The 21,465-nt window shown below is 63.0% G+C and carries 20 protein-coding genes; 9 read left to right on the top strand and 11 right to left on the bottom strand.

Translation table 11 applies throughout. From position 1 onward, the window contains the following. Window positions 1–7: 7 nt before the first annotated feature. Window positions 8–646 carry an FMN-dependent NADH-azoreductase gene (locus LOY69_RS03030; RefSeq protein WP_102881987.1) on the bottom strand — a complete coding sequence of 213 codons (639 nt, stop codon included), beginning with the start codon at window positions 644–646 and terminating at the stop codon, window positions 8–10. 125 nt (window positions 647–771) lie between these two features. Here LOY69_RS03030 and LOY69_RS03025 point away from each other — a divergent pair, with 125 nt between their 5' ends. Next, on the top strand, window positions 772–1,695 hold the full coding sequence (locus LOY69_RS03025; protein ID WP_185021119.1) for a LysR substrate-binding domain-containing protein: 924 nt from the start codon (window positions 772–774) through the stop codon (window positions 1,693–1,695). 121 nt (window positions 1,696–1,816) lie between these two features. Continuing rightward, a complete protein-coding gene (locus LOY69_RS03020) occupies window positions 1,817–2,347 on the top strand; it encodes a ferritin-like domain-containing protein (RefSeq protein ID WP_102881989.1) in 531 nt (176 codons plus the stop codon). 66 nt (window positions 2,348–2,413) lie between these two features. Here LOY69_RS03020 and LOY69_RS03015 read toward each other — a convergent pair whose 3' ends face one another. Next, window positions 2,414–4,489 (bottom strand): AsmA family protein, encoded by a 2,076-nt coding sequence (locus LOY69_RS03015; RefSeq protein WP_265074114.1) that lies wholly within the window; start codon window positions 4,487–4,489, stop codon window positions 2,414–2,416. A gap of 384 nt (window positions 4,490–4,873) precedes the next feature. Between LOY69_RS03015 and LOY69_RS03010 the strand changes: the two genes are divergently transcribed. From LOY69_RS03010 to LOY69_RS02980, 7 genes are all read left to right on the top strand, one after another. Then, on the top strand, window positions 4,874–5,341 hold the full coding sequence (locus LOY69_RS03010; RefSeq protein WP_102881991.1) for a hypothetical protein: 468 nt from the start codon (window positions 4,874–4,876) through the stop codon (window positions 5,339–5,341). A 168-nt stretch (window positions 5,342–5,509) separates the two neighbouring features. Next, window positions 5,510–6,142 carry a TetR family transcriptional regulator gene (locus LOY69_RS03005; protein ID WP_102862940.1) on the top strand — a complete coding sequence of 211 codons (633 nt, stop codon included), beginning with the start codon at window positions 5,510–5,512 and terminating at the stop codon, window positions 6,140–6,142. Between the two features lie 283 nt (window positions 6,143–6,425). Then, complete coding sequence (gene ureE / locus LOY69_RS03000) at window positions 6,426–6,926, top strand: urease accessory protein UreE (RefSeq protein ID WP_170001570.1); 501 nt, start codon at window positions 6,426–6,428, stop codon at window positions 6,924–6,926. Further along, complete coding sequence (locus tag LOY69_RS02995; protein WP_213664648.1) at window positions 6,923–7,597, top strand: urease accessory protein UreF; 675 nt, start codon at window positions 6,923–6,925, stop codon at window positions 7,595–7,597. The genes ureE and LOY69_RS02995 overlap by 4 nt, the downstream gene beginning before the upstream one ends. A gap of 9 nt (window positions 7,598–7,606) precedes the next feature. Further along, window positions 7,607–8,221 (top strand): urease accessory protein UreG, encoded by a 615-nt coding sequence (gene ureG / locus LOY69_RS02990; RefSeq protein WP_047301379.1) that lies wholly within the window; start codon window positions 7,607–7,609, stop codon window positions 8,219–8,221. Between the two features lie 37 nt (window positions 8,222–8,258). Next, complete coding sequence (locus LOY69_RS02985) at window positions 8,259–8,831, top strand: HupE/UreJ family protein (protein WP_102862937.1); 573 nt, start codon at window positions 8,259–8,261, stop codon at window positions 8,829–8,831. Between the two features lie 218 nt (window positions 8,832–9,049). Next, window positions 9,050–10,189, top strand: a complete 1,140-nt coding sequence (locus LOY69_RS02980; protein ID WP_265074113.1) for an AGE family epimerase/isomerase — start codon at window positions 9,050–9,052, stop codon at window positions 10,187–10,189. 73 nt (window positions 10,190–10,262) lie between these two features. On the opposite strand, the gene LOY69_RS02975 is transcribed toward LOY69_RS02980, so the two are convergent. The 9 genes from LOY69_RS02975 to LOY69_RS02935 form a co-directional block, all read right to left on the bottom strand. Then, window positions 10,263–11,168 carry a cation diffusion facilitator family transporter gene (locus LOY69_RS02975; protein ID WP_102862935.1) on the bottom strand — a complete coding sequence of 302 codons (906 nt, stop codon included), beginning with the start codon at window positions 11,166–11,168 and terminating at the stop codon, window positions 10,263–10,265. A 236-nt stretch (window positions 11,169–11,404) separates the two neighbouring features. After that, window positions 11,405–12,166 (bottom strand): SDR family oxidoreductase, encoded by a 762-nt coding sequence (locus LOY69_RS02970; RefSeq protein WP_123391289.1) that lies wholly within the window; start codon window positions 12,164–12,166, stop codon window positions 11,405–11,407. Between the two features lie 895 nt (window positions 12,167–13,061). Beyond that, window positions 13,062–13,778 (bottom strand): ABC transporter ATP-binding protein, encoded by a 717-nt coding sequence (locus tag LOY69_RS02965; RefSeq protein ID WP_170001574.1) that lies wholly within the window; start codon window positions 13,776–13,778, stop codon window positions 13,062–13,064. Beyond that, window positions 13,775–14,647 (bottom strand): ATP-binding cassette domain-containing protein, encoded by an 873-nt coding sequence (locus tag LOY69_RS02960; protein ID WP_102862933.1) that lies wholly within the window; start codon window positions 14,645–14,647, stop codon window positions 13,775–13,777. The genes LOY69_RS02965 and LOY69_RS02960 overlap by 4 nt, the downstream gene beginning before the upstream one ends. After that, window positions 14,644–15,939: a high-affinity branched-chain amino acid ABC transporter permease LivM gene (livM, locus tag LOY69_RS02955; protein ID WP_102862932.1), complete on the bottom strand. Its 1,296-nt coding sequence runs from the start codon at window positions 15,937–15,939 to the stop codon at window positions 14,644–14,646. The genes LOY69_RS02960 and livM overlap by 4 nt, the downstream gene beginning before the upstream one ends. 2 nt (window positions 15,940–15,941) lie before the next feature. Further along, complete coding sequence (locus tag LOY69_RS02950) at window positions 15,942–16,856, bottom strand: ABC transporter permease subunit (RefSeq protein ID WP_102862931.1); 915 nt, start codon at window positions 16,854–16,856, stop codon at window positions 15,942–15,944. Between the two features lie 161 nt (window positions 16,857–17,017). Next, window positions 17,018–18,154, bottom strand: a complete 1,137-nt coding sequence (locus LOY69_RS02945) for a branched-chain amino acid ABC transporter substrate-binding protein (protein ID WP_102881998.1) — start codon at window positions 18,152–18,154, stop codon at window positions 17,018–17,020. A 365-nt stretch (window positions 18,155–18,519) separates the two neighbouring features. Then, window positions 18,520–19,803: an NAD(P)/FAD-dependent oxidoreductase gene (locus LOY69_RS02940; protein ID WP_102862929.1), complete on the bottom strand. Its 1,284-nt coding sequence runs from the start codon at window positions 19,801–19,803 to the stop codon at window positions 18,520–18,522. A 113-nt stretch (window positions 19,804–19,916) separates the two neighbouring features. Further along, window positions 19,917–21,407 carry an aldehyde dehydrogenase family protein gene (locus LOY69_RS02935; RefSeq protein WP_110595448.1) on the bottom strand — a complete coding sequence of 497 codons (1,491 nt, stop codon included), beginning with the start codon at window positions 21,405–21,407 and terminating at the stop codon, window positions 19,917–19,919. Window positions 21,408–21,465 lie beyond the last annotated feature (58 nt).

The raw sequence follows: 21,465 nt of genomic DNA, 5'->3' as shown, positions 1-21,465 counted from the left end.
CGCCTCCTCAGAAGGTCTGCGCCAGGGCCAACAGGCGCTGCCGGGCTTCGCCACAGGACTCCGCGAAACGCTCGGGCGCCGACTCCTCGCCTTCCGCCGCAACCACCGTCACATCCTCGATCCCGATGAATCCCAGGGCCGTGCGCAACCATGGATCGGCGTGATTCATCGCTTCATGCTCACCCCCGGGCCCAAATCCACCGCCGCCACGGCTGGTGACGATCAACACCTTCTTGCCCTGCACCAAGGGCTGGTACTGGGCCACGCCGTTGTCCAGCTGGGTGTTGAAGGTCAGCCCCAGGCGCACGATGTGATCGACCCAGGCCTTGATCCCGCTGGGCACGCTGAAGTTGTGCATCGGCGCCGAGATCACCAGGCGCTGATGGCCGAGCAACTCACCGACCAGCTCATCACTCAAGGCCAGGTCCGCCTGCATCGACAGCGGCCGCGCTTCGGGCTGTGGATAAAACGCCGCGGCGATAAAGGCTTCGCTGACATGAGGCAAGGAGCCCCGCCCGACTTCGCGCCGGGTCAGGATGGCCCCGGGATTGGCCTGTTGCCAGGCTTGTAGAAAGTCATCGGTCAGACGCCGACTGTGGGAGCGCTCGCCTCGGGGGCTGCCGTGAATCGCAAGAACTGTGCTCATCTGCTTTCTCGTGTACGAATTGACTGTAACGGCCTTGAAACCGGCCATTTTCCGCGTTAAAGCTAGAGCTACCGCGAATCACCCACAAATGAGTAAACATTCACTTGGATGAGTTCAATTCATCCATGGAGCCCGTCATGTTCGCCCACCTGCCCCTGACCGCCCTGCGTACCTTCGAGTCCGCCGCGCGCCTGCTGAGCTTCAAGGCCGCTGCCGAGGACCTGTCGGTGACACCCACCGCGGTGTCCCACCAGATCCGCAGCCTGGAACACTGGCTGGGGGTGCCACTGTTCGAACGCCTGCCCCGCCAGGTACGCCTGACGGAGGCTGGCCGCCGCCTGTTCCACAGCCTGCATGGCGCCCTGCTGGATGTGGCCCAGAGCGTCGACACCCTGCGCCCCAGTCCCAGCGCCGCGCAGTTGACCGTTTCCACCACTGCGGCCTTCGCCGCCCTGTGGCTGGTGCCGCGCCTGGGGCGCTTTTACGCCCAGCACCCTGGCATCAACCTGCGCCTGGACACTCAGTGCGAAGTGGTGGACCTGCAACAGGACGCCAGCATCGACGTCGCGATCCGCTACAGCCAGGACGGCTACCTGAATCTCCATGGCCTGTGCCTGTTCGACGAGCGCTTTGCGGTCTATGGCGCGCCGCAGCAGGTGGCCCTGGCCCGGCAGCAGCCACCGTCCCTGATCAGCGTGCATTGGCGCAATTCCAGGTTGTATGCCGATGGCTGGCAGGCCTGGTGTGCCCAGGCCGGGGAAAACTGGCTCGACGCTCAGTTGCCGATCCGTTCCTACGACGAGGAGCAGTACGCCCTGCAAGCCGCCATTGCCGGTCAGGGCCTGGTGCTGGCGAGCAACATCCTGGTGTCCCAGAGCGTGGCCAACGGCCTGCTGCAAGCCTATCGGCCGGAGGTCCAGGTGGACGGCGCGGGCTATAGCGCCCTTTGCGTGCCGGGACGGGAGCGGCACCCTCCGGTGCGGGCCTTCCTCCAGTGGCTGCAACAGGAAGCGCTGCTGGCCGGGCATCCGCCCCTGGCCCGCAGTTGACCCCGGCGCAGACCACCGGGCACATCCGATAAAACTTTTTGCCACGCCCGGGACTCACAACCCAGGCAGTGATCAGGCCGAGAGAGCCTGGCGCAAAACGGATTAGCCCCAGGAGAGAGACATGAGCGACAAGCATTTATCCGATGTGAACACCCTGCGCGAACGGGCCCGCCAACACGTGGAGAACGGAGCCGTGACCGAGGGCTACAACGCCGACCGCGAGCAGGTGCTGCGGCTGCTCAACGAATCGCTGGCCACCGAGCTGGTGTGTGTCTTGCGCTACAAGCGCCACTACTTCATGGCCAACGGCCTCAAGGCCAGCGTGGCGGCCGACGAGTTCCTCGAACACGCGACACAGGAAGCCGAGCACGCCGACAAGCTGGCCGAGCGGATCGTCCAGCTCGGCGGCGAACCGGAGTTCAACCCGGACCTGCTGTCCAAGCACTCCCACGCCCAGTACGTGGCCGGCAACACCCTGAAGGAAATGGTCTACGAGGACCTGGTGGCCGAACGCATCGCCATCGACAGCTACCGCGAGATCATCCAGTACATCGGCGACAAGGACCCCACTACCCGCCGCCTGTTCGAAGAGATCCTGGCCCAGGAAGAGGAACACGCCGACGACATGGCGGACATCCTCAACGACCTGTAATCCCCTCCTCCAAGCCCGCCCCTGCCTAACGTAGGAGCGGGCTTGTCCGCGAAGCCCCAGTTCTTCCTACTGGCTCGGCTTGACCGTCACCGGCGCCTTGCCCGAGCGCATCTGCTGCAGCAGCGGCGCGCACTGATTGGGCTCGTCACCGCTGGGCGCCACCAGCGCCAGCAAGCCTGCCGCCGGCCCGGCGATCAACCCCAGCGCCACCATCCCGGCACCGCGCAGCACCAGCGGCACCGCCTTGACCCCGGCACTGGGCTTGATGAACTTGCCCTGCACATAAAGCGGTGAACGCAGGGAGAACAGGCGCAGCCCCTTGGATTCCGGCGTGATGGTCAGGTCCAGTTGCTCGGAGGCCATATTGGCGGTGCCATCGATGTAGATGATGGCGTTCTCGGTATCGAAGACGAACAGCCGTGACGTAGCCAGACCGCTCTTGATGCCAAAGTCGGCGGCGGCGCAATTGATCTTCACTTCCTTGTCGCCAAACATCTTGCCGACCACATAGTTGCCGACGTTGAGCCCGGCGATTTCCATGAGGCTGCGGCTGATGGCGCCATCGTTGATCAACATCTTCAGGTCGCCGTTGGCGCTGCCCAGCAAGGCTGCCACCGAGTTGCCGCGTCCGGTGATATCGGCATCGCCGTTGAGTTCGCCGAAGCTGGTCTTCATCGGCTCGAAGGTCGGAAACAACTGCTTGAGCTTGAAGTTGCGCGCCGTCAGCCTGGCCCGGCCTTCCAGCGGCGTGGTGTGACCATTGAGGCGCACCTGGGCATCCAGCTTGCCCCCGGCCACGCCGAAGCGCAGGGGCTCCAGGCTGAGCTGGCCGTCGTTGAGCACCAGGTGCGTGTAGAGATCGGTGAACGGCAACTCGGCGCTGTGGACAATGCGCTTGCCGGTGAACTCCACATCGGCGTCCATGTCACGCCAGCGCTCGGTGCGGAACTCCTCCACCGGCAGCACCTTGTCCGCCGGCTGCTTGCTCTCGCCGCCCCGGGCCTTCTGCTTGGCGTTGGAGTCGGCACCAATCAGCGGCGCCAAATCGCTCATCAGCAACTGGTTGGAGACCAATGCACCGCTGAGCTTGGGTCGCGGCTGGCTGGCCACGTAGGTCAGGTTGCCGTGGATATCGCTGTCGCCGATCTTGCCGTTGAAATCCTGGTAGCTGAAGGTCGCACCCGCCGGGTCGCGGAGCTTGGCGGTCAGATGGCCGTCGGTGGCATAGGGCGGCGAGTCCGGCAGGGTGACCCCGGTCAGCGGGTAGAGATTGCCCAGGCTGGTGCCCGCCAATTTCAGGCGCAGGTCCAGGGCGCCCAGATTCAGCGGGTCGGTGAGGCTGCCCCGCAGCTCCACCTTGGTGTCGCCGATCTGCGCCTGGGCCTGCAGTGGAAACGGCTTGCGCCCGTCCTGCAGGGCCAGCAAGCCGCCGATCTTGCCGGTGCCGGCGAGCTTCTGCCCGTGGTACTGGCCCTTGACCTTGAGGGCGAAGGCATAGGCTTGGGCCGCGGCGCCTTTTTCACTGATTTTCTTCGCTTCGCTCTCACCGACTATGTCGCTGAAGGGAATGGGTTTGCCGAGCAGCTCTACCTGCAGGTCAAGCTGGGTTTTCAGGCTCTGGTCGTCCAGGGTCACATGGCCCTTGTCGAAACCGATGGCGCCGATGTCCACCGTCCAGTTGGAAGGCTCGGCCTCGGGGTCCTTCGGGTCGAACTTGAAGGTCCAGTTGGCGCGACCGTCCGCCAGCCGCTGCAGCGCAGCATCGGGCTCGGTCAGATCGATACGCGGGATGCTGACCCGCTGGGCCAACAGGGCCAGGGGCGAGATGCGCAACTCGACCCGCTTGAGGCTGACCATCTGCGGCGCCTTGGACCACTCCGGGTTGCCCAGGGTCAGGTCCTGGGCCACTACGTGAGGCCAGGGCACCCAGGCCCGCCAACCACCCTCGTCGGGCTCGCGCTGCCAGGCCACGGACAAGTCGCCATTGATCGTGAAGGGCCGATGCAACTCCTCGGACACCTTGGCGTTGAGGGTCGGCTTGATGCGGTTCCAGTCGAAGAACGCGATCACCAGCACCAGCACGGCCAGTAGCAGGATCAGGCTGGCGACGAACCAGGCGAGGATTTTACGAGTGCGCGTCATTGCACGAGGCTCCTGAAGACAACTGAGCGCCAAACTGCGACGCATCGATGAAATGCCGATGGAAAATCACCGGCCATGAAAACTACGACTGACAAAGCCCACGCAGGTTTAATCCGGCGGCTCGATGCGGCGAAAAAACCTGAATTGCTGATCGCTTGGACAGCTTTGTGTTACCTCGAACCGCCCCTTCCTGAAGCGGGAGTGGGTCGAAAATACCCACCCTGGTGCAAAAGCCATCGGCGCTAAAGCCCGAGCTAGAGCCTTCGAGGCAAACAATCAATTCCGTTGATTATTACCATTGTGTTTATGAACTTTTATATCGATTTTGCGGCGGTAACATTAGCTCCGTACCCACTTTATCGCCCTACCAAGGAGCAACCCATCATGAAACGCCACCTCTTACTGAGCCTGACCTTATCCGTTCTGGCTGCCAACGCCTTCGCCCTGCCAGCCGCTGAACAAGCCACTCCACAGGTCAAGGCCAGCCACAGCGTGTTCACCCAGACCCTGGCCGAAGGCGGTTCGGACCGTCTGATCGAACGCAACAAAGTCGCTGCCGACGGTTACGAACGCACTCCACAAGGTCAGAGCGTTGCCGAAGACGGCTATGATCGCACCCCACAAGGCCAGAGCGTTGCTGAAGATGGCTACGACCGTACCCCACAAGGCCAGAGCGTTGCCGAAGATGGCTACGACCGCACCCCACAAGGCCAGAACGTAGCTGAAGGCGGCCGTGATCGCCTGGAAGAGAAAGGCCTGGTTGAAGACGGCTATAGCCGCACGCCTCAAGGTCAGACCGTTGCCGAAGGCGGCGCTGATCGCCTGGCTGAACGTCATCAAGCAGCGAGCTGAGGCCATGCTGGCCCTTAAAAAAAGCCCGATCCCTGGATCGGGCTTTGGCTTTTATGGCCAAGGCATTTTAGCCCTGACCTTCCCCGCTCTCGCCTGACTCCAGTTCGACTCCGGCAAAGTTGATTTGCTAGAGTGCGCCGCTCCCATTGAGCAAAGAACGCCCCGCCGATGCTGCCCCGCGCCGAACAGAAGCAACAGACCCGCAACGCCTTGATGGATGCCGCCCGGCACCTGATGGAGTGTGGTCGTGGGTTCGGCAGCCTGAGCCTGCGGGAAGTGGCCAAAGCCGCCGGCATCGTGCCCACCGGCTTCTATCGGCACTTCAGCGACATGGACCAACTGGGCCTGGAACTGGTCAGCGAGGTCGGCCAGACCTTCCGCGAAACCATCCGCCTGGTACGCCACAACGAATTCGTCATGGGCGGCATCATCGACGCCTCGGTACGCATCTTCCTTGATGTCGTGGAAGCCAAGCGCGCGCAATTCCTGTTTCTGGCCCGTGAGCAATACGGCGGCTCGCTGCCGGTGCGCCAGGCCATCGCCACCCTGCGCGAGAACATCAGCTCGGACCTCGCTGCCGACCTGACCCTGATGCCCAAGCTGCAGCATCTGAATGCCGCCGACCTGAGCGTCATGGCCGACCTGATCGTCAAGAGCGTGTTCGCCACTCTGCCGGACATCATCGATCCCCCGGCCCAGGCCCTGCCTGAACACCTGACGCCGCAGGCGAAGATCACCCAGCAACTGCGCTTCATCTTCATCGGCCTGAAGCACTGGCAAGGCCTGGGCAGCACCGAGTAATACAGCCTGCCCCTCTCCCCCTTTTCAATCGGCGTGCCCCGCTCTGGGTAGCGCGTTTGCGCCTGCTCGTCGGCCCGGCACCGGATTGCAGCAAAAATATTTCCAGCGCACCAACTCAGTGCTATAAATCAGCTCAGCGCGCCATTTTGTAACAAGATAAAACAAGGTTTTGCCCCTTTTTCAGGCGCAGTTCCGGTGTCGACAAAGGGTTTTTCCTCTCCTCCGGGCGATTGGCAAGGCCCTTGCTCTGGCTTGTGTATCGCTCATAGCTGGAAGCTTTCCGATGCTGGTGATCCACCGCAGAACCGAACCCCAAGCCACCTGGTCCGCCGAGCTGCACCTGACCTATGAGGCTCGCAGCAAAAGCCGTCTGCGCTGTTTCAGTGCCACAGGCGAAGACGTCGGCCTGTTTCTGGAGCGCGGCCAGCCGCCCCTGCACGACGGTGAGTTCCTGGCGGCTGAGGACGGACGCATCGTCAAGGTCTGCGCCCGCCCGGAAACCCTGCTCCATGTCACCTGCCGCAATGCCTTCGAACTGACCCGCGCCGCCTATCACCTGGGCAACCGCCACGTGGCCCTGCAAGTGGGCGATGGCTGGCTGCGCCTGCTCGATGACTACGTGCTCAAGGCCATGCTTGAACAACTGGGCGCCAGCGCTGAAACCATCGAGGCGCCGTTCCAGCCCGAACACGGCGCCTACGGTGGCGGCCACCATCATTCGCGCCACGGCGATGAAGACTTCAACTACCCGCCGCGCCTGCACCAGTTCGGCGTGCGTCAATGAACCCAGCCTGGGCCCTGCTGCGCCTGGCCAGCCCACAGCTGCCGATCGGTGGCTACAGCTATTCACAGGGACTGGAGATGGCAGTGGAGCAACAACGGGTGAACGACCCGGACAGTGCCAGGCGCTGGATCAGCGATCAGTTGCTGCTCAACCTGGCGCGCTTCGAGGCTCCGCTGCTGCTCGCCCACTGCCAGGCCGCCGCAGATCAGGACTGGGCCAGGCTGCAGCAACTCTGCGAAGAACATCGGGCCAGCCGTGAAACCCGCGAGCTGTACCAGGAAAGCCGGCAGATGGGCTATTCCCTCAAGCAATTGCTCGAAGGCCTGCCGGAACTGGACGGCGGCGCCCGGGAACTGCTGGCGCACCAGGACGAACCGCACCTGGCCCTGGGCTGGGCCCTGGCCGCCCGCGCCTGGCACATCAACCCCGAAGACGCCCTGGCGGCCTGGCTCTGGAGCTGGCTGGAAAACCAGCTGGCGGTGCTGATGAAAACCCTGCCCCTGGGCCAACAGGCGGCCCAGCGCCTGACCAGCGAGCTGCTGCCGCTGCTGCAAGAGGCCCAGCGCCACGCCACCCACCTTGACCCCAACCACCTTGGCAGCGCCGCTTTCGGCCTGTCCCTGGCGAGCATGGCCCACGAGCGCCAGTACAGCCGCCTGTTCCGTTCCTAGGAGAAACTCATGAACGCACAACCTCTGCGTGTCGGCATCGGCGGCCCGGTGGGCTCCGGAAAAACCGCCCTGACCCTGGCCCTGTGCCTGGCCCTGCGCGAGCGCTACAACCTGGCAGTGGTGACCAACGATATCTACACCCGCGAAGACGCCGACTTCCTGGTACGCAATGAAGCCCTGGCGCCGGAGCGGATCATCGGCGTGGAAACCGGCGGCTGCCCGCACACCGCGATCCGCGAAGACGCCTCGATCAACCTGGAAGCGGTGGACCAGCTGAACCGGCGCTTCCCGGGGCTCGATCTGATCCTGGTGGAGTCCGGCGGCGACAACCTTTCAGCCACCTTCAGTCCGGAACTGTCGGACCTGACGATCTATGTGATCGACGTTTCCGCTGGCGACAAGCTGCCGCGCAAAGGGGGCCCGGGCATCTGTAAGTCCGACCTGCTGGTGATCAACAAGATCGACCTGGCGCCGCTGGTGGGCGCCTCTCTGGAGATGATGAACAGCGACACCCAGCGCATGCGCGGCGGCAAGCCGTTCGTCTTCAGCAACCAGAAGACCGGCCAGGGCCTGGAAGACATCATCGCCTTCATCGAACGCCAAGGGCTGCTGACCGCGGCCTGAAACCGAACCTGAAAAACGCTCAACAAGGAAGACACTCATGACCCTGAAATCACTCTTCGGCGCCCTGGCGCTGCTGCTGACCCCGGCCCTGGCCTTCGCTCACCCGGGCCACGGCGACAACGGCCTGATGGCCGGTATCAGCCACCCCATCGGTGGCCTCGACCACTTGCTGGCCATGCTTGCGGTCGGCCTGTGGGCCGCCCAGCAACAAGGCGCGGCGCGCTGGGCACTGCCCTGCACCTTTGTCGGCACCATGCTGATTGGCGGCCTGCTGGGCTTCGAAGGGCTGAACCTGCCGGCCCTGGAAAGCGGGATTGCCGCTTCGGTACTGGCCCTGGGCCTGGCCGTGGCCCTGGCGGTGCGCCCGCCACTGAGCCTGGCGCTCGCCGCCACTGCGCTGTTTGCCCTGTTCCATGGCGTGGCCCATGGCCTGGAACTGCCAGACATGTCCAGCCCTTGGGCCTATGCCGCCGGTTTTGTCGCAGCCACCGCGGCCCTGCATGCCGCCGGTTATGCCGTGGTGCGGGTACTGCCTCAGGCAGCAGCGCCGCTGGTGCGCGTGGCCGGTGCCGCCTCGGCCGCAACGGGCGTGTGGTTGCTGGCAGGCTGATCCCTGCCCTCTTCTGTAGGAGCCGGCTGGCCGGCGAAGGCGGTCTTGCGGGCCTCATTCGCTGGCAAGCCAGCTCCTGCAAGGCTGAGGTGACCTTTCGGCCGTCTTTGCTGGCAAGCCGGCTCCTATCAGTACGCCCTGCTCGGCGGGCCAGCCGCCTTGTGGGGCTTCTCTGGTAACATGTCGCGCACTCAAACCTGCCGTGACGACGCCAGCCAATGCCCGATGTATCCCGCTCCGCCACCTCGCCTGAATCGAGCGCTCTGTTCAACGCCATGCAGCAGCATTTCCACAAGGTGATAGTGCCGCTGTGGCAAGGTCCGGGCTGGAATCCGCAGTTGGCACTGCCCTATGAGGCGCTGGATGCCGAACAGCGGCCATTGCCGCCGCAGCGCTATCGAGCCATGGCCTGCGCCCGGCAGCTGTACCTGTTCTCCCAATTGATCGGTGATGCCGCCGCCCCCTTTGCCGAGGAGCGGGCCGCCGCGCTGTTCCGCTCGCTGCAGCGGCACTTCCACGATGCCGAGCACGGTGGCTGGTTCTACAGCATCGATGCCGACGGCGCGCCGCTGGATCGGCGCAAGGACCTCTACACCCACGCCTTTATCCTCTTCGCCTGCGCTCATTACTGGGCCAAGGTCCGCGAGCCGCTGGTGGAGTCGGTGCTCAATGCCGCCCTGGAAGTGGTAGCCCTGCGCTTTGCCCGGGGCGATGGACTCTACGAAGCCAGCCTCGCCGAGGACTGGTCCGTACTGGGTTCCGGGCCCCTGCAGAATCCGCTGATGCACCTGGCCGAAGCCTTTCTCGCAATCCTGGCAGTGCGCGAAGACGCCGCGGTACAAACCGCACTGCTGGAGCTGTGCCAGGCCATGCAGCAGCAGTTCATCGACCCGCAGCACGGAGTGATGCTGGAGAAGCCCCTGGGGGCTGTGGATAACTGGTTCGAGCCAGGGCATCAGTTCGAGTGGTTCTTCCTCCTCGACTCTTCGCCCTTGCTGCGCAGCAACCCGCTGCACGCCTCATTGAGTCGTGCCTTCGCGTTTGCCGAGCAGCTTGGTGTCGACCCGCAGAGCGGCGCGGTGTGCGCCATGCTCGACCTGCAACCGGGTGCCCCCATCAAGGACGCCACCCAGCGCATCTGGGCCCAGGCCGAGTACTTGCGTGCCCTGACCTTGCGTGCGGGCAGCCAGGCGCCCCTGCAGCGTCAGCTCAAGGCGCTGCACGCGCATTTCCTGCATGCCGGGGGCTGGAATGAATGCCTGGATGCCAGTGGCGCGGTCAGCCGGCGGGATATGCCATCGACCACGCCTTATCACCTGGCGACCTGTTATCGCGGGCTGGCGGAATATTTTGCCTGAAGCCTCTGCCGGCCAGCCGGCTCCTGCAAGCCCCCTGTAGGAGACGGCTGGTCGGCGAAAAGCGCACCGCCCATCAAACGATCCACTTGCGATCCCCGGTAAAGCTGATGGTCAGCCAGCGCGCTGCGTCGGCCTCTCCCAACTCACTGGAAATCTCCTCGCGCAAGCGGTCCAAAGTCGCCACATCCTGCAGCGGATAGTCCGCCGGCAGCACGATATGGATCTCGATGAAACGCGCCCGGCCGTGCTTCTGCACGTAGGAAATGTATTCCTGGAAGCCATAGGCAACCATGGCCTCTTCCATCACGCTGCGCACCTTTTCATCCAGCTGGTCCGGAGCGATGCCCAGCACATCACGCAACGCCGGCCGCAGGATCTTCAAGGCCGGCGGCAGCATGCTCAGGGCCAGCAGGATCAGGATCGCCGGGTCGACATACACCGCCCACTGTCCATGCCCGTACTGCTTGAGCAGCAAGGCGATGATGAAACTCACCAGCAGCCCCACCGAGAGCATTGCGTCCACCAGCCAGCTGATGTTGTCGAACTGGATCAGCGACGATTTGAGCTTGCGGTTACGCCGGCGCACATAGAAGAAGTAGGCAAACTCCGTTACCGCAAAGAACCCGGCGTAGAAGATCACCATCCCCAGCTCGACCTCCCGGCCGCCATTGATGATGCCGAACACACCGTTAAGAAAGGCGTAGATGGCGATCAACAGCAGGAAGCTGCCTTCGATCAGCAGCACCATGGGTTCCAGGTGCCAGAAGCCGAACTGGAAACGGTGGTTGCTTTCCTTGGCAATCAGCTTGGCAGTGATCAGCATCAGGACCTTGATGAAGGTCGCGATCAGGGAAAAAAACCCATCGAACAAAATGGATTGGGCGCCAGAAACAAAACCCGTGACGATACCGGCGATCGCCACGGCGAACATCAGTACAGTCGATTGTTTGAGCAGAACCTGCTCACCTCGGTTACTCACAACTCCTCCTATCGAACTTCAAAAACACCGCCTTGAGTGAGGCGGCAGTGAAATTTCGGGGCGGAATTCTACCCTGCCAAGGCTGACCTTCAGCTGAAACGAATCAGCTTATGTGTTTCCAAGTACAACTGTAGTCACTGCCGAGCCATGGCGGAGGCTGCGACTAACTGCGTAGCAGGCCCAGGTCTTGCAACCGCTGGAGGGTCTGGCGGCCCTGTCGCAGCCTGCGGCAGCGGCTACACCTTGCGCTCGATGGCGAAGCCGGCCCAGGTCTGACTCACCGGCATCAGCTCCAGGCTATTGATGTTGACGTGGGCAGGCGTGTTGAGAACCCAGAAGATGGTATCGGCAATGTCCTCGGGCTGGATCGGCTCGGCCCCGGCGTAGGTGGCGTCGTAGCGCGCCTGATCGCCGGCGAAACGCACCAGGGAGAACTCGCTTTCGCACAAGCCCGGCTCAATGTTGGTGACCCGCACGCCAGTGCCCTGCAGGTCGCAGCGCAGGTTCAGGGAGAACTGTTTGACGAAGGCCTTGCTCGCGCCATAAACGTGACTGCCCGGGTACGGGTAGTTGCCGGCAATGGAGCCCAGGTTGACGATCCCGGCGCCCCGGCCATGGGCGATCAGCCGCGGCAGCAGCAGACGGGTGCTGTACATCAAGCCCTTGATGTTGGTGTCGACCATGGTGTCCCAGTCATCCAGGTCGCACTTGGGCGCCGGGTCGACGCCCAGGGCCAGGCCGGCATTGTTGATCAGGCCGCGCAACTTGCCAAAGGACGGCGGCAGGTTGGTGATGGCCGCTTCCATGGCCTTGCGGTCCCGCACATCAAGTACCAGGCCGTGCACTTCGGTCTGCTTGGAGAGCTCTGCGCACAGCGCGTTGAGGCGCTCCTCGCGGCGGCCGGTGAGCACCAGCGACCAGCCGGCCTCGGCAAAACGCCGGGCGCAGGCTTCGCCAAAACCGGACGTCGCGCCCGTAATGAACAGTGTGGAAGTCATGGTGTTCTCCTTGCTGGGTGGCGAGCCGCCGTTACGATAAAAAAGCGTTTCGCAGCATGCCCGGCCCGGCTCTGGGCGGCAACAGAAGCGCTGGATATCCGCTATCACTGTACAAAAAACGCTCACATGGCTGAAACCTATGGCCGACAAGGCCTGCAGCCACATGCCCGCACCTTATCCACAGGCCGGTCCACAGTCTTTGGGGGCAAGTGCAAATCGCGCAAAGCCGCTGTACACAGGGCTTGCAGCGGATCATGGGAAGTTTTTTGCTTGACCCGCAGAGGCTGTCCATGCAGGTGGCCGCAAAAAAGATGACCGAGCGGTCAAAGTGTATAAGGCCAGAGGCCAGTAACTACGCCGCCCAGAGCAGTCTTTCCAGAGTTTAGTCACAGACTTATCCACAGGCTTATCCAGAGTCTTTTGCGGGTACGGCTGCGACAATAAAAAGGTTGACAAGCGCGTCTTCGAGTTGCTCAAAAAGCCATGATCAAAAAACAATCAATTGCTTGCAGACCACGTAAACAAAGGCTTCCAGCCAGCTACTCCCACGTTACCCACAGCCCGCTCCACAGCAAACGGGGACAAGTCAAAACGGTGGAAAAACAACTGTTTGCAGCGTCTTTATGCCGCGCTTTGCCAGCTTGGGAATAATGTTTTCCACAATTGTCGGACGCCGACTGCCCTTCTGCGCACCCGCGGTTGCCAATGCCCGCACTCAGTCCGCAGGAACCGGCTTGCCGGCAAATCCCGGACGCACAACGGAATCTGAACAGCTGCCATAGGCAGGGGGCGTTTCGCTGGCAAGCCAGCGCCTATGGGGCGGGTGGGGACTGTGGATAAAAAATGCCCCGGCGGCGTGAACCGACGGGGCATGGTTTATCCACAGACCGGGCCGTCAGTGACCGCCCAGGTAAGCGTTGCGCACTTCCTCGTTGACCAGCAGCTCCTTGCCGGTGCCGCTCAGGCGGATCTCGCCGTTGACCATCACGTAGGCGCGGTCCGACAGCTTCAGCGCATGGTTGGCGTTTTGCTCCACCAGGAAGATGGTCATGCCGGTGGCCGCCAGCTCCCGCAGGGTGGCGAATATCTGCTTCACCACGATCGGCGCCAGCCCCAGGCTCGGTTCATCCAGCAACAGCAGCTTGGGCCGGCTCATCAGCGCCCGAGCGATGGCCAGCATCTGCTGCTCACCGCCAGACATGGTCATGGCCCGCTGGGTACGCCGCTCCTTGAGCCGTGGAAAGAGTTCGAACATACGCTGCATGTCCTCGCTAGCGTACTTGTCGCCAATCGGGATGGTGCCCATCAGCAGGTTCTCTTCCACGGTCATGTCGGGGAACACCCGGCGCCCTTCCGGCGACTGGGCGATGCCGTTGGAGGCAATGTAGTGGGACGACTTGTGGGTGATGTCCACGCCGCGATAGAGGATCTGCCCGGACTCCGCCCGGGGCTGGCCGAAGATCGACATCAGCAGGGTCGATTTGCCGGCACCGTTGGAGCCGATCAGGCTCACGGTTTCCCCTTCGTTGATGTACAGCGAGACTTTCTTCAGGGCCTGGATCGGGCCGTAGTACACATCTAGATCCTTGAGTTCGAGTATGGGTTGACTCATACCAGCTCCTCTTCGTCGGCACCCAGGTAGGCGGCGATCACCTTCGGATCGTTGCGGATGGCCTCCGGTCCGCCTTCGGCGATCACGTTGCCGTGGTCGAGCACCACGATGTGGTCGGAAATACTCATCACCATGCCCATGTCGTGTTCAATCAGCACCACGGTCAGATCGTGCTCGTCGCGCAGCAGCCGGATCATCGCGCTCAGCGCTTCGGTTTCCTGGGGGTTGAGGCCGGCGGCCGGTTCGTCGAGGCAGATGATCTGCGGCCGGGTGCACATGGCGCGGGCGATCTCCAGGCGCCGCTGCTGGCCGTAGGACAGCTCGCCGGCCAGGCGGTTGGCACAGTCCACCAGGTCCACCACTTCCAGCCAGTAGAAGGCGTGGTCCAGGGCGGCGCTTTCCGCCTGGCGGTAGCCCTTGGTGTTGAGGATGCCCGCCAGCAGGTTGCGGTTGACCCACATGTGCTGGGCCACCAGCAGGTTTTCCACCACGGACATTTCCTTGAACAGGCGAATGTTCTGGAAGGTCCGCGCCAACCCGGCGCGGTTCACCAGGTGGGTGCCGCCAAACATCTTGTAGTACAGGCGACTGGCGAAGCTTTTCGGTGACACCAAATCGGTGGCACGAAATGGCTCGCCCAAGAGCTTGATGACATTGGTCTGCTGGCCCCGGGTATTGAGCTCGATGCGCCCGCCGGAGGCCTTGTAGAAGCCGGTCAGGCAGTTGAACACCGTGGTCTTGCCGGCGCCGTTGGGGCCGATCAGGGCGAAGATCGAGTTGCGCTTGACCTTGAGGCTGACGTCGCTGAGGGCCTTGATGCCACCGAAGTGCATCATCAGGTTCTCGACCGAAAGAATGTATTCGCTCATGGCGCGTTCCCCTCAGTCAGAGCACCTTTGCGTGGCGTCACCCCGGTACGGCTGATGCGGATCAGCCCCCGCGGTCGCCAGATCATCATCAACACCATGAGGATGCCGAACAGCAGCACCCGGTACTCGGAGAAGCTGCGCAGCAGCTCCGGCGCCACGGTCAGCACGAAGGCCGCGATCACCACGCCCACCGTGGAGCCCATGCCCCCCAGCACCACGATGGCGAGGATCAGCGCCGACTCGAAGAAGGTGAACGAGGACGGGTTGACGAAGCCCTGATAGCTGGCGAAGAACACCCCGGCCAGACCGGCGGTGGAGGCACCAATGGTAAAGGCCGAGAGTTTCACCAGCACGTGGTTCAAGCCCATGGCGCGGCAGGCGATCTCGTCTTCACGCAGGGCTTCCCAGGCCCGGCCCACCGGCATGCGGGTCAACCGGTGCTTGATGTAGAGCACCAGCAACACCACCAGGAACAGCACGATGTAGATGAACAGGAACTTCAGGTTGGGGTTGTATTCCAGGCCGAAGAACTCGTGGAACGGCACCCCACCGTCCTTGGCCCTGCGACCGAACTCCAGGCCCAGGAACGTCGGCGATGGCACCGGCATACCGTTGGGGCCGCCAGTGAAGGACAGCCAGTTGTTAAGCACCAGGCGGATGATCTCGCCGAAGCCCAGGGTCACGATGGCCAGGTAGTCGCCATGCATTCGCAGCACCGGGAAGCCCAATATGCACCCCGCCAGCGCGGCGGCAATCGCCGCCAGGGGCAGCACGCTCCAGAAGCCCAGGCCCAGGTACTGGTAACCCAGGGCCAGGCCGTAGGCACCGATGGCGTAGAACGCCACGTAGCCCAGGTCCAACAGCCCCGCCAGGCCCACCACGATGTTCAGCCCCAGGCCCAGCAGCACGTAGATCAGGCCGAGGATGACCACGGTCAGCAGGTACTTGTTGGCGAAGAACGGGAACACGATGGCGATCACGATCAGCGCCGGAATGATCCAGCGCAACCGCGACTTGTAGTCCGGCGCCAGCACATGCACCCCGGAGCCTGTGGTCTCGAAGCCCTGGAGAATCTTCAGGCCCTTGGGGGTTTGCAGGAACAGGCTCAGGGCCAGGCGGCCGGCCATGACGATCGCCACCAGCCAGGCGACCCGGGTCGGTTCCAGGTTGAAGCTGTAGCCATCCAGGACCACGCCCACGATGGGGCCGAACACGATCAGCGAGATCAGCCCGGCCAGTACGGCGTCGATGACGCTCTTCTTGATATCAATCGGTTTATTGGCAGCAGACATACTTATACCTTCGCCACGAGTGGGCGACCCAGCAGGCCTTGGGGACGGAAAATCAGGATCAGCACCAGCAGCGAGAAACTGAACACGTCTTTGTAGTCGGAGTTGATCAAGCCGGAGAACAGCGACTCGGAGATCCCGAGGATGATCCCGCCGAGCATCGCTCCGGGCAGCGAGCCAATGCCGCCGAGCACGGCTGCGGTGAACGCCTTGATGCCGATGACGAAGCCGGCGTAGAAGTCGAAGGTGCCGTAGTTCATGGTGATCAGCACACCGGCCAGGGCCGCCATGGCCGCGCCGATGACGAACACGTAGGAGATCACCCGATCAGTGTTGATGCCGAGAATCGAGGCCATCTTGCGGTCTTGCTGGGTGGCCCGGCACATGCGCCCCAGCTTGGTGTACTTGATGATGTAGGTGAGCAGCGCCATGCCGGCGAACGCCGCCACCAGGATGAAGATCTTGGTGTAGGTGAGCTGCACGAAGCCGGTGCCGATATCGACTTTCCAGGCGCCGGCCAACAGGGTCGGAACCCCTTGCTGCTTGGCGCCCTGGCTGATCTGCGCGTAGTTCTGCAGGATCAGCGAGATACCGATGGCGCTGATCAGCGGTGCCAGGCGGGTGGAGTTGCGCAGGGGTTTGTAGGCCACGCGCTCGATGACCCAGCCATAGATCCCCGTCACCACCACGGTGAAGACCAGGGTGCCGAGAATGAGTAGCGGGAAGGATTCAATGCCGAAGTAGGCCAGCAGAGCCAGACTGATTGCCGCGAGGTAAGCGGAAATCATGTAAACCTCGCCGTGGGCGAAGTTGATCATGCCGATGATGCCATAGACCATTGTGTAGCCGATGGCGATCAGACCATAGACAGACCCGAGGGTCAGTCCATTGATCAGTTGCTGCAGGAAAATACCATCCATAACGCAATCTCACGGACTTGAGAGACGGCACAGGGCGTCAGCGACGGACAGGGATCACCGGTCCGCGCAACACGTCCGTTGTGCAGCTCTACGAGAAAAGGCAAGTACTGCACGAGTACGAACCGGTACCAGGGGGTAGTACCGGTTCGTTCGGACTCATGTCACTTCTGTTTTTCCAGCTGGTGGTACTTGCCGTCCTTGTCCCACTGATAGACCACGTAGTCGGAGATCTTCAGGTCGCCCTTGCCATCCCAGGACTTCTCGCCCATCACGGTTTTCACCGGGTTGGCCTTGAGCCACTTGGCGGCGTCTTCGCCTTTGTTGGATTTGGCGCCATTGAAGCCGGCGGCCAGGGCCTGGACCGACGCGTAGGCGTACAGGGTGTAGCCTTCAGGCTCGGTGCCGGCCTTGCGGAAGGCATCCACCACGGCCTTGCTGTCCGGCAGCAGGCGTGGGTCGGCGCCGAAGGTCATGTACACACCGTCGACGTATTGCGGGCCGCCGGCGGTGGTCACCAGCTCGTCGGTAACGATGCCGTCGTCGGACATGAACTTGACGTCCTTCAGGCCCTGCTCACGCAGCTGGCGTACCAACGGACCGGCTTCCGGGTGCAGGCCGCCGAAGTACACCACGTCGGCACCGGCAGCGCGGATCTTGGTCACCACGGCGCTGAAGTCCTTCTCGCCACGGGTCAGGCCCTCGTACAGCACGGGGGTCACGCCGCGCTTGGTCAGCTGTGCCTTGGTGGCGTCCGCCAGGCCCTGGCCGTAAGTGTCCTTGTCGTGCAGCACCACGACTTTCTTGCCCTTGAGCACGTCAACGATGTAGTCGCCAGCGACGATGCCCTGCTGATCGTCACGCCCGCACATACGGAACATCGCGGACAGGCCACGCTCGGTGACCTGGGGGTTGGTGGAGCCCGGGGTGATGGCAATCACACCGGCGTCGCTGTACACCTCGGAAGCCGGAATGGTCGACGAGGAGCAGAAGTGCCCCACGACGCCCGCCACCTTGTCCTGGTCCACCAGGCGGTTGGCCACGGCCACGGCCTGCTTCGGTTCGCAGGCGTCGTCGCCCTTGACCAGGACGATCTTCTCGCCGTTGACCCCGCCCTTGGCGTTGATCTCGTCAGCCGCTGCCTGTGCACCCTTCATGTACTGCTCGCCAAATGCCGCATTGGCGCCTGTCATGGGACCCGCTACGCCGATCTTCAGGTCGGCTTGAGCAAACGCAGAAACACCCAGCGCAGTTGCCACTGCGAGGGCCAGAAAGCCTTTCTTGTAAAACGTCTGGGACATGAGGTGGTGCTCCAAGGTTTTTTTTAGTTGGCACTGCGACTTCACTAGAATTGCTCAGAGCAAGCGCCGTGCCAGTGGTTTTTTATTCTGAAAAAAGTCGCTGTCTTATTGTTATTTCGACTGTTTCGAGCCCATTTTTATTGGGCGTGCAACCGTCTAAACCGCGGAAGGTAAAACCCTGCTTTTTAATGGGCGCAACCCATGCGTGCCATCATTGCAACCGCGACACAATTCAACGTGCAACCCTGCTGTAACAGCCCGCGTCACCGAACTGCACACTGCTGGTGCGAGACTGCTACGAGCCGCACCATTACAGGCTAGTCGCTGCATCGAAAAGCGTCGTCCCCGACTGTTTATTTCCTTGTTCAGATGACGATCCGCAGGCACTGGCCCGCGTGGTAGAGGGAGAATCCGGCCTCGTACAGACAACTGCGCAACCCCACTCCGACCAAGGGCTGCATGGGGGCAAAAGGAATCGGCAGGGCCTGGGGATTGCCGTTACACAGGTAGTCGGCGAACGCCTTGCCGACCACGGTGCCGGTGGTGACGCCACGGCCGTTGTAACCGGTGACCGCCACCAGGCCGGGCGCCGGTTCAAACAGGCGCATCAGGTGATCGGGGGTAAAGGCAATGCAGCCGGTCCAGGTGGATTCCCACTCCACCGGTTTGAGGTAGGGGAAGTAATGCTGCTGCACCCGATCGGCCCAGGCCTTGAGGAACCACAGGGGTTTCTGGTTGCCGTTGCCCAGGCTGCCCAGCAACAAGCGGCCATCGGCATCCCGGCGAATGCTGCTCAGCACCTGGCGGGTATCCCAGGAGCCCTGGCCTCCGGGCAGGATCTGCCGGGCGGCCTCTTCGGTGAGCGGCGCCGAGGCCACCTGGTAGTAGTAGCCGGGGAAGAAGTTGCGCCGCAGCTCGGTCCAGTCGCCTTCGGTGTAGGCGTTGGAGGCGATCACCACCTGCTCGGCCAGCACCGAACCCTGATCGGTCTGCACCGACCAGCGCTGGCCTTGGCGTTCCAGGCGAGTGACGGGGGAATGATCGAACAACTGGCCGCCGAGCTTGATCGCGGCCTTGGCCAGCCCAGTGGTGTAGGCCATCGGGTTGAGGGTACCAGCGCGCCGGTCGAGCAAGGCGGCGGCGATCTTCCGGGTGCCGGTGGCGGTTTCACAGGCGGCACCGGTCAACAGTTCCACCGGCGCACCACGGCGCTTCCATTGCTCCTCGCGGCTGCGCAAGTCAGCTTCACCACGCGCGTTGTGGGCCATGTGCAACGTGCCTTCGCGGCGTAACTGGCAATCAATCTGGTATTTGTCCACCAGGCTGAACACCAGGGACGGCGCGGCCCCGAGCATGCGGTTGAGCTGGCTGCCCACCTGCTCGCCGAAACCGGCCTCGATCTCGTCCGGTGGAATCCACAGGCCGGCGTTGACCAGCCCGACGTTGCGCCCCGAACCGCCCTGCCCGGCGCGGTGGGCCTCGACGACACAGACTCGTTTGCCTTGCTCCAGCAGATGCACGGCCGCCGACAAGCCGGTGAAGCCGGCGCCGATGATGCACACATCCGCCGTCAGCTCGCCCTTGAGCGGCGCATTGTCAGGCCTTTGTGGGGTCAGTTTTTCCCATAGACATTGTTCTTGTAGCGCCATTGCCAGACTCCGAAATCAACCCACCACAGACGCTGAAACGCATTGACCGCTGTTCGCCAGCAAGCTGGCTCCTACAAACCTCCCCGTAGGAGCGAGCCTGCTCGCGAAAAGACTCAATCGAAGGTAATGCCCTGGGCCAGCGGCAGTTCCTGAGAGTAGTTGACGGTGTTGGTCTGGCGCCGCATGTAACCGCGCCAGGCATCGGAGCCGGACTCGCGGCCGCCGCCGGTTTCCTTCTCGCCACCAAAGGCCCCGCCAATCTCCGCGCCACTCGGACCGATGTTGACGTTGGCAATCCCGCAGTCGCTGCCCACCGCCGACATGAACTGCTCGGCTTCACGCACGTCAGTGGTAAAGATGCAGGACGACAGGCCCTGGGGCACGGCGTTGTTCAAGCGCAGGGCCTCTTCGAAGTCGTTGTAGCCAATGACATAGAGGATCGGGGCGAAGGTTTCGCTGCACACCACATCGCTCTGCTCCGGCATTTCGACAATCGCCGGCGACACGTAATAGGCATTGGGGAACTGGTCCTGCAACTGGCGTTGGCCACCGAACACCCGGCCGCCCTCGCTCAGGGCCTGTTCCAGTGCATCCTGCATGGCGTCGAAGCTGTGCTTGTCGATCAGCGGGCCGATCAGGTTGCCCTGCAGGGGGTGGCCGATGCGCACTTTGGAGTAGGCGGCCTTGAGACGGGTGACGATTTCCTCCTTCACCGACTCGTGGGCAATCAACCGGCGCAAGGTGGTGCAACGCTGGCCGGCGGTGCCGACGGCGCTGAACAGGATGGCGCGCACAGCCATGTCCAGGTCGGCGCTCGGGCCGAGGATCATGGCGTTGTTGCCACCCAGTTCGAGAATGCTGCGGGCAAAGCGTGCGGCCACTTTCGGCGCCACTTCACGGCCCATGCGGGTGCTGCCGGTGGCGCTGATCAGGGCCACTCGTGGATCGTCCACCAGGGCGGCGCCAGCGTCGCGACCACCGATGATCACCTGGCTCAGGTACTCGGGAGCGTCCTGGAAATTCTTCAGCACCCGCTCCAGCAACGCCTGGCAAGCCAGGGCGGTAAGCGGGGTCTTCTCCGAGGGTTTCCAGATCACCGGGTTGCCGCAGACCAGCGCCAGGGCGGTGTTCCAGGCCCAGACCGCCACCGGGAAGTTGAAGGCACTGATCACCCCCACCACACCCAGCGGATGCCAGGTTTCACGCATGTGGTGACCGGGACGCTCGGAGGCGATGGTCAAGCCATAGAGCTGGCGCGACAGACCGACGGCGAAGTCGCAGATATCGATCATCTCCTGCACTTCCCCCAACCCTTCCTGGGTGATCTTGCCGGCTTCCCAGGAAACCAGTTCGCCCAGATCGGCCTTGTACTCGCGCAGCACCTCACCGAATTGCCGTACCAGCTCGCCACGACGGGGGGCCGGGACTTTGCGCCATAGCGCGAATGCATGCTCTGCGCGACTGACCTGCTGCTCCACTTCGGCGGCGCCCTGCCAGTTCACGGCGGCGATCCGGCTGCCGTCGATCGGCGAATGCACAGGCTGGGTGCCCGACTGGTACAGGGCCGGGTTCACACCCAGACGATCAAGCAATGCGGCAACCATGGGGGTCACTCCTTACAGATGAATAGCCAAAAAACCGACCGCTGCGACGGCCATCAAG

It is taken from the genome of Pseudomonas sp. B21-059 (genome assembly GCF_026016285.1).
Lineage (GTDB): Bacteria > Pseudomonadota > Gammaproteobacteria > Pseudomonadales > Pseudomonadaceae > Aquipseudomonas > Aquipseudomonas danubii.
This window is presented reverse-complemented; position numbering and strand designations above follow the sequence as displayed.